General features: G+C 72.3%; 8 protein-coding genes. 5 read left to right on the top strand and 3 right to left on the bottom strand.

All coding sequences use genetic code 11. The features are described 5' to 3' along the window. A partial coding sequence (locus tag ACWEQL_RS38730; protein ID WP_452155678.1) for a glycosyltransferase occupies nucleotides 1-860 on the bottom strand: 860 nt, incomplete at its 3' end. Between the two features lie 890 nt (nucleotides 861-1,750). On the opposite strand from ACWEQL_RS38730, the gene ACWEQL_RS38735 reads away from it, so the two are divergent. Continuing rightward, nucleotides 1,751-2,845, top strand: coding sequence for a hypothetical protein (locus ACWEQL_RS38735; protein WP_452155680.1), 1,095 nt, complete (start codon nucleotides 1,751-1,753; stop codon nucleotides 2,843-2,845). Nucleotides 2,846-3,075: 230 nt separating this feature from the next. On the opposite strand, the gene ACWEQL_RS38740 is transcribed toward ACWEQL_RS38735, so the two are convergent. Further along, entirely contained in the window at nucleotides 3,076-3,405 is a 330-nt protein-coding gene (locus ACWEQL_RS38740; RefSeq protein WP_452155682.1) for a hypothetical protein, read from the bottom strand. A 1,041-nt stretch (nucleotides 3,406-4,446) separates the two neighbouring features. Here ACWEQL_RS38740 and ACWEQL_RS38745 point away from each other — a divergent pair. Continuing rightward, nucleotides 4,447-5,265: an APH(3'') family aminoglycoside O-phosphotransferase gene (locus ACWEQL_RS38745; protein WP_452155683.1), complete on the top strand. Its 819-nt coding sequence runs from the start codon at nucleotides 4,447-4,449 to the stop codon at nucleotides 5,263-5,265. 207 nt (nucleotides 5,266-5,472) lie between these two features. On the opposite strand, the gene ACWEQL_RS38750 is transcribed toward ACWEQL_RS38745, so the two are convergent. Further along, nucleotides 5,473-6,564 (bottom strand): VWA domain-containing protein, encoded by a 1,092-nt coding sequence (locus ACWEQL_RS38750; RefSeq protein WP_452155685.1) that lies wholly within the window; start codon nucleotides 6,562-6,564, stop codon nucleotides 5,473-5,475. A 477-nt stretch (nucleotides 6,565-7,041) separates the two neighbouring features. Between ACWEQL_RS38750 and ACWEQL_RS38755 the strand changes: the two genes are divergently transcribed. The 3 genes from ACWEQL_RS38755 to ACWEQL_RS38765 all read left to right on the top strand — a co-directional run. Then, nucleotides 7,042-7,836: a hypothetical protein gene (locus ACWEQL_RS38755; RefSeq protein WP_452155687.1), complete on the top strand. Its 795-nt coding sequence runs from the start codon at nucleotides 7,042-7,044 to the stop codon at nucleotides 7,834-7,836. Beyond that, nucleotides 7,833-8,213 (top strand): winged helix-turn-helix domain-containing protein, encoded by a 381-nt coding sequence (locus ACWEQL_RS38760; protein WP_452155688.1) that lies wholly within the window; start codon nucleotides 7,833-7,835, stop codon nucleotides 8,211-8,213. The genes ACWEQL_RS38755 and ACWEQL_RS38760 overlap by 4 nt, the downstream gene beginning before the upstream one ends. 251 nt (nucleotides 8,214-8,464) lie before the next feature. Next, on the top strand, nucleotides 8,465-8,557 hold a 93-nt coding region (locus ACWEQL_RS38765), incomplete at its 3' end, for a VOC family protein (protein ID WP_452155690.1).

Raw genomic sequence — 8,557 nt, forward strand, 5'->3', positions numbered from 1 at the left:
GTGAACAGCAGGTCCTCCGGCACCGGCACCTCCAGGCCGACGCGGGCGAAGGCATGCGCGGCCCGGTAACGACCCATGCCACGCAGCCGCGAGGAAAGTTCGTAACAGGCCTCCATACGGGCGGGCCGCACCTCCCAAGCACGGACCAGAGCATCCATCGCACCCGGCCAATCACCCCCCTCGGCCCGCAGCACACCACACTGCAACAACGCGCAATACACCTCCTCCACCCAACCACCCATCACAGCACGACGCTCATACAACGCCACCGCCTCCTCACACTCACCAAGGTCACGCAGGGTCTGGGCGAGGTAGAAGACCGCCCGGGCGTTGCCCGGGTCGCGTGCGAGGTCCCGGCGCAGCAGGTGGGCGTCGCGTTCGAACTTGTCGTCGCGCGAGCCGCCGTCGGCGAAGTGTTCGACGACCAGTGTGTCCAGGTGGGCGCTGGAGTGGTTCTCGTCGGTGGTCAGGTACTCGTGGGTGGAGCCCTCGTAGCGCCAGGGCAGGGCGCCGCGGACCAGGCGCTTGATCTGGTACTCGGGGTCGCCGGCGTGACGCAGCAGGTAGGCGTCGGCGTCCAGGGCGGGCAGGTCGCCGTCCTGGCGCAGGACCATGTCGGCGTCGAGGAGGAGCAGGTAGTCGGCGCGGCCTCGGGCGCGGCGGATGTTGCTGGAGCGGTTGTGGCCGAAGTCGGTCCACGGTTCCTGGTGGAGCTGTCCGGGGATGCCTCGCAGGGCGGTGCGGATGAGGTCCTGGGTGCCGTCGGTGGAGCCGGTGTCGGTGATGACCCAGGTGTCGATCAGTGTGCGGACGGAGTCGAGGCAGCGCTCGATGACGCGTGCCTCGTTCTTGACGATCATGCACAGGCAGATGGTGGGTGCGGAGGCGCTTCGGGGTGCGGGGGCGGTGCGGGTTGTGGGGGTGGTGCGGGTTGTGGGGGTGGTTGGGGGTGCGGGGTGTGGTGGCATGGTGTCGCTCGTCTCGTGGCCGGTGATCGCAGCCGATGGTAGGTGGGGGCCGGGCGGGGCCCGGGGTACGACACACACCCGTGCGGGGGCAGGCGGGTGGGAATCCCTCGACCACCTCGGTGACTACCGGCCCGTACGGACATGGGGCGGTGCCGGTGATGTGCATCATTCGTCAGCCCCGGCTCACCCGGACAGGTGTGCCGGGTCCGTACGGACACCTCGGGAGCAGACGAATGACCCACCACCACGCGCTCGGCCCCCATCGCACCCCGGCGGGGCGCCGGCGTCAACTCGCGGCGAGCACGGCCTTGTTGATCGCGATCCTGGCCCCGGCCGGGGGAGCTACGGCCGCCGTCGGCCGCGGGGGCGTGGCGCAGCAGTGCGTGCCGTCCGCGGCCGCGCCGCCCCAACGCGGCGGTGCCGTCCACGGTGACTGCTGCGTACGAGCGGGCGGTTCGTCCGGCGGGGGGCGGGTGACCGTGCCCGGGCCGGGCTTCGCTCTGCCGTGCCACGGTGGTGTCCCCGGTGGCACCGGGGTTCCCGGGCCGACGGGGCCGGCGGGGGCGACCGGTGCGGCGGGGGTGGCGGGGGCCGCTGGCGCTACCGGGCCGACGGGGCCCACCGGTGCGGCAGGTGCCGTGGGCGCGATGGGCCCGACCGGCCCGACCGGCCCGACGGGTGCGAACGGCGCGATCGGCCCCACCGGGGCCACAGGACCCATCGGTGACACAGGACCCACAGGTGACACAGGTGACACCGGCGCGGCAGGTGCGACCGGCCTCATGGGCCCGACCGGTCCGACGGGAGCCACCGGGGCGACCGGTGACATCGGTCCGACGGGGGCCACCGGGGCCACCGGCCCGACGGGACCGGCCGGGCTCGCAGGCGTCGCGGGGACCATCGGTCCCATCGGCCTGATCGGGCCCCCGGGTGTCGACGGTGCGACCGGGCCGACGGGCCCCACCGGTGACACCGGTGCGACGGGCGCGACCGGTGCGGCGGGTGCCGAGGGCGCCATCGGCCCGACCGGCCCCACGGGCGCCGACGGCGGCATCGGCCCCGCCGGACCTACGGGACCCACCGGCGCTGCCGGTGCGGACGGTGCGACCGGCCTCACGGGACCGACCGGCCCGACGGGAGCCACCGGTCTCACGGGCGCGACGGGCGCGACCGGGGCAATCGGCGCGACGGGACCGACCGGGCCGACGGGCGCCACCGGCGACATCGGCCCGACCGGCCTCACGGGCCCCACCGGGGCGACCGGTCTCGCCGGACCGGCAGGAGCGACGGGCGCGACGGGCGCCGCGGGGATCGCCGGCCCGACCGGTCCCACCGGCGCCACCGGCGCGACGGGTGCCACCGGAGCGGCCGGGCCGGCCGGCCCGGCCGGGCCCAGCACGGCGTGCATCTCGCTGGACACCACCGTCGACGGCATCTCCCAGTACCTGGGTCTCGTCCGCCACGGTGAGGTCATCGTCGGCCGTCAGACCGTCAGTACCTCACCGCCGTCGGCCGTCTTCTGGGTCAACCTGTCCGGCAACACCGGCTACCCGGGGAGCTCGGTCTGCGGGGTGGGGGTCGCGGTGCAGAGCAACAACCTGGTCGTCACGGCGCTGACGACCGGCGGCGACGTCTACGAGACGGTCTGCAACAAGTCCGGCGCCCTTCCGAGCAACCTCATCTGCACCAGTGCCTGGACGCAGGTCACCCCGCCTCCCGCACGCCGTCCCGACAGTGCCGCCACCGGAGCGGACGACCTCCCCGCCCGCACGGCCGACCGCACGGCCGACCGGACCCGGGCGTCCGGGCTGGCGGCGGCCGCGTCCGGTCCGGCGGCGGAGCGCAAGGCACGCCCCGGCCTACGGCCGAAGGCCTGACAGGCGCCGGACGGCTCCCGGCGCCGGCGGACGGCGATCGGCGGCACGGACCGACCTGGCCCGGACCCCGTGACAGGGGTCCGGGCCGGGCCGGTTCGCCTGCGCCCCTCGCCCGTGCGGGAAGCCGCCGCGGACCGGGAGTCTCCGGTCCTGGCGCGTGGCGGGCCTGTGGGGCCGCCTGCGGAACGCCCCGGGGCGGGGGCCGCGCGGCCCGCCGGAGGACTCGGCCGTCAGGGGACCCGGGGTCGGTGCACCGGCAGGTGGGGGGCGTGGGTACGAAGGACGGCATCGGCCTGTGCCCGTCCCAGCGGCACCAGTCGTTCATGGATCTCAGCGTCGACGTACCCCAACTTGACCCAGAGGAACGCCGGCGTTTCCGCGCACATCTCGACCAGGGTGTCGTCCGGCTCGTCCTCCTCATGCGCGATCGAGGCCAGGGCGAGACGCACCTTCAGGTCTGGGAAGTCCTCCAGGGCCATGATCGCGTCATAACGGTCCCCTTCCGGGGCACTCTCGTCCAGGACGATCCCGAGCAGGAAGTCGGCGCGATCCGCCTCCATCGAAGAACCCCTTTCTCGGTCGGGAACAGGCCGACCGATGCTACCGGTCACGCTGCCGGCCCGCCCGTCACTTACCGGGCGTGCGACCACCGCGTGGTCAGGTGCCGTGCGAGGCGGATCGGACGTCATGGTCCGTCCCCGGCCGAAGGCCTGAGCCACGGCAAGGCCCCCACCCCGCGCGAAGGTCGCGGGCGGCGCGGGCCCGGCTCGCGGTGTCCCGTGGTACCGGAACATCCCGGTGCGGCGGTGTGAGGAGCCGGGGTCATGACGCACGCGGGGCGGCCCCGGACCACCGGTACGCCGCCGGGGCCCGGGTCTTGGGGCGCCGGAACGTCTCCTCGACCGTCCGGCGGCTTTCGGCGACTTCGGCCAGGGGGACAGCGGCACCGGACGGGGCGGGTGACAGCGGTAATGGGCGGGTTCCCCGGTGCGGCGGTCGCGGCGGACCGGTAGGTGCTGATGGCCCGCCGGGCCGGGGCGGCGATGGCGATCCGTGCCCGGTCCTACCGGCGGTGGCCTGTCGCTCCGCGTCCGGCGGACGAATCCGCCGGACCCGGCGCGGGACGCGCCCGGCCGGGTGGTCAGCGCGCCGGGGCCCGGCCGGGGTGGGGCGCGGTGCGTGCCGGAAACCGCCCGAGGTGCCAACCGTCCTGCTCGACGTCCGGGTTCGACCTGGCTGGACCATCCTGCGATCCGGCTCGTCAGGCCCTCGGACCTCGCCTGCCACAGGGCAGGCACTCCGCCGTGGCCCGCGGCCACCGCAAGATCGCCGGTCTTCACCCGCCGATGGTCAGCGGTGGCCGTACGCGTTCCGGCTCGGTCCGCGATTGAGGTCGGGGCGTGCTGGTCCGGCGGATCGGCCAACTCCTGGATCAGATCGCTGAGATGTGTACGTGAGATGCCGCAGAAGGCGGGATGGGTCAAGGCCGTGCGGGCCCACTTCCCGGTCACACTCGAAGAACCCGCGCGGCCTGTGCCGCGTCACGGCTGTCCCTGAGGCTCGCCCCCGCGGGGAAGGCCGAGCTCGGTAGGGTGACCGCTATGGACGATCACTCGGGACCCCGCGTCGTGTCACCGGTACTGCTCGGCGTCGGCGGCGACTGGCTGCCCGTCACCACCGGCGAGTCGGGGGCCTTCGTCTTTCGCAGCGCGGACGCCGGCCGGTATGCCAAGTGCGTCCCCGTGGCGGACGCAGCGGACCTGGCGGCAGAGCGCGACCGGATCGTATGGCTGAGCGCCCAGGCAGTACCGGGCCCGGCCGTCCTCGAATGGTTCGACACCGACGCGGGAGCCTGCCTGGTCACCAGTGCCGTCCATGGCGTTCCTGCCGATCAGGTGTCGGCCGAGGATCTGCGGGGCTCCTGGGACCGCATCGCGGACGCGGTCCGTCGACTGCACGAGGTACCCGTGTCACAGTGCCCGTTCCACCGGGGCCTGGACACCATGGTCACCCTGGCACGTGACGTCGTCGCCCGTGACGCCGTGAACCCACAATTCCTCCCCGTCGAGCAGCAGCACACCCCTCCCACCGACCTGCTGACCCGCCTGACCCGGCAGGTCCCCCGGCGACGGGACCAGGAGGCCGGTGACACGGTCGTCTGCCACGGGGACCTGTGCCTGCCCAACATCATGCTCGATCCACAGACCCTGGACGTCTCCGGCTTCATCGACCTGGGCCGCCTCGGACGGGCCGACCGCTACGCCGATCTGGCACTGCTCCTGGCCAACGCACGAGAGACATGGACGGACGAGGAGCAGGCACAGGCCGCAGACGTGGCGTTCGCCGAGAAGTACGGCATCACCCTGGACCACGAACGTCTGCGCTTCTACCTCCACCTCGACCCCCTCACCTGGGGCTGACCCCTCAGTCCGGCCCCACCAATCGCGGACCGGCTCGTAAGACCACGGCACGCCAACTCCACCCGAAACCTGGCGAGGTGTTCTCAACCCCACCGTGACGATCACCGCCCTCTTGCCCGACGCCGGGACCCGGAGGTCCGGATGCGCGGCGGCGGGGCCGCGCGGGTGCCAGGGGCTGGGCGCGGCCGGTGCCGGTGCCGGTGCCGGCTACAGCATGACGAGCAGCTTGGTGCCCTGGACGAGCTTGCGGTTGACGGAGGTCGACTGGACGAAGACGGTGTAGGAGGGGTTGTCACCGGGCTTGACGGTGGCCTCCGCGTTGGGCAGGCCGAGGAGTTGACGGGCCGCCGGGCCCGAGAACACCCGGCCCGTCATCCGGCCGCTGACCGGGTCCTTCTCCGCCACCGCGAGGCGCTTGGTGCCCTGGATCCTCTCGCGCTTGGACAGCTCGTAGAACGCGCAGCCGCTCTTGTAGGGGTGTCCGGAGGCGGTGACGAAGTCGCGGATGGGGGTCTGCTGGTCGACGGGGACCAGGACGTAGGTGCCGGTTTCCAGGGCGTCGAGGTTGGCGTCGATGTCGGCGGAGTTGAGGTCCTGGCCCATGGCGAAGAGGTTCTTGGTGCCGCGTACGCCCTTCTCGCGCCCGCGCAGGAAGCCGGTGGCGGCCGACTTGACGGTGCCGATGGCCTCTTCGACGCCCTTGCTGGAGTCGGCGTCCCAGATGGCGATGTTGCCGGCCGGGAAGCCGTATTCCTGGGCGGTTCGCTTGGCGAGGGAGTTGGGGACGAGGATCGCGGAGGTCCAGTGCTCGGGCAGTTCGTCCATGGCCGTGTGGATGCGTTCCATCCACGAGCGCAGGACGGCCTTGCCCTGACGGGTGGCCATGCGGGTGTGCATCCTGCCGTGCTCGGTGCAACCGGAGGCGTTCTCCTCGCCGTCGGTGACGACGACCTGGAGGAAGGAGTGCTCGCCGTAGCCCTCCCAGATGTTCTTGAGGTCGTCGATGGACTTCACGGCCGCTTCGATGAGGGCGGTGGCACCGTTGTCGACCTGGTACAGGCCACGCAGGGAGGGCAGATGCTTGACGTCCATGTCCCAGACGAGGTTCTGCACCTCGTGGTCGAACGCGTACAGGCTGATACGGGTCTCATGACCGAGGCGGTCGGACTCCTCCTGCAGGCCCTTCACGAACTCGTCCACCACGGTGACGAGCTGCGCCTGGTGCGGGCGCATCGAGCCCGACCTGTCGACCACGAGCGACACATGGTTGACCTTGTGATTGATCCTGTTCGCGGACATGCTTCTACCCCGATTTCCCACGCGATTTTCCGGCGCCTTTCCGACGCCCCCTGCGTTGTTGATCCCAACTCTATGCCGGGACACTGACAGTGGGCTCTGACCTGCGGTGATGCTGCATCACCCCCGAGGTCGCCGCCTGGAGAAGGCCGGCATGCGGGGCGGTATCTGGCAGGCAGCCGGGAATTCCCCGGACCGGGGCCGCCCCCGCATATCGAAAAAGCGCGAGGCGGGCGGGAAAGGCCCGGAGCGCACGGGCGGGCGGACCCGGGAAGGCCGCAGACCCCGCAGAGCGGTGCCGGCCGTGGCCCGCAGTCGGCCTGACGCAGGATCAGGCACCCTCCCCCGCCCCCGGACCATCTGGTTGGCGATCCCGTGAACTCTTGACCGCCATGTACTTTGCGATGCAAAGTTGATCGCGAGGGGGCGTGCCGATCCGCAGTCCGGCACGACCGCACGACGAACACACAGGGGTGGATCATGGAAACAGAACACCGGGGCAGCCCGGCGGACCTGCTGGCCCAGACGGAAGGACTACGCCTGCACACCCGCACCCGACTGCACGGGGCGGGAATACCACTGATCGGCTTCGGCCTGCTGACCCTGGCAGCGGTCCCGTTCGCCCGACAGGCCTTCAACTTCGGCGCCCACGGACGCAGCGTCGCCTCCTACCCGGCCTTCGCGTACGCCGAGTGGACCGGCCTGTGCGTACCCCACTCGCCCGACGGGCCCTGCGACGCCCACGAGTTCGACGGGGCCATCCTGCGCTTCGTCGGATGGGGCATCTGGTTCGCCCTGATCCCGCTGGCCTGGCTGGCCCTGTCCCGCTGGTACCGCCTGCGCGGCGAGGCACGCGGAGTCATCCCACGGCGCGGTGCCTGGCTCGCCGCCGTGACCGGCGCCACCGCCACCGTCACGGCCGTGCTGCTCACACTGCTCCTGCTGCGCGACCAGCCGTTCACACTGTCCGTGCTGGAGGACGCCTACACCTCGCCCTGGTACGTGGTGGGCGTCGGACTGCTCGTCCTCGGCCTGGCCGAACGCGACCCGCTGGTCGCCGGCGCCGGCGCCGCCCACACCCTGCTGCTCACCGCCTACCTCTCGGCCCCCTGGGGCAGCGGTCTGCTGCCGTGGATCGACGCCGAGGACACTTGGGCGGGCGGTCCGCAGCCGAAGGCGCTGCTGCTGGCGGCGGTCCTGCTGTCCGCCGGGCTGGTGCAGCGGCGGGCGGCACGGCGCCGCACGCCGACGCCCTCCCGTACGGTCCTGTCATGAGTGATGCGCAGGTACCCGACACGACGACGGGCGACGAGGGCCGGGGCCCGGCCGCGGACCAGCACCCGACCCTGGACCTGGACGACACCGTCCACCAGCGCGTACGGCTCGGGATCCTGGCCGTCGCCCGCGAGGCGGACCGCGTCGAGTTCGCCTTCCTACGCGAACAACTCGGCGTCACCGACGGGAACCTGTCGCGCCACGTGAAGGTACTGGAGGAATCGGGCCTGGTCCGCGTCGACAAGGGCTACGCCGGCCGCCGCCCCCGCACCTGGATCACCCTCACCACCCACGGGGCACAGGCACTGGAACGCGAACTGCAAGCGCTACGCGAACTCGTCCGCCGCCTCGACACCGCCCCACCACCCCCACACTAGGGAGCCCACCCGCGCCGCCGTGACCCGGCCCCGACACCCGGGGCCGGGGCCGGAGCTTGCGCGGGTGCCCGGGGCGGGCAGGGCGGCCCGCGTGAGATGCCCGTGAATGTGCGGGGTGCATCGGGATCCGATCAGGAATCGAGAAGCACGGTCCACGGGACCGCGCCTAGCCTGATCAGCATGAACAGCCGGGCCGCTCCGGCCCGGCACTCCGCCACGTACAACACACCCGCAGTGCAAGGAGATACGACATGAAGGCGCACGTCAGCTCGATCCTGCTCGGCGTCCGGGACATGGACCGGGCCAAGGAGTTCTACACCGAGGGACTCGGCTGGACGATCCAG

The organism is Kitasatospora sp. NPDC004240 (genome assembly GCF_053603215.1).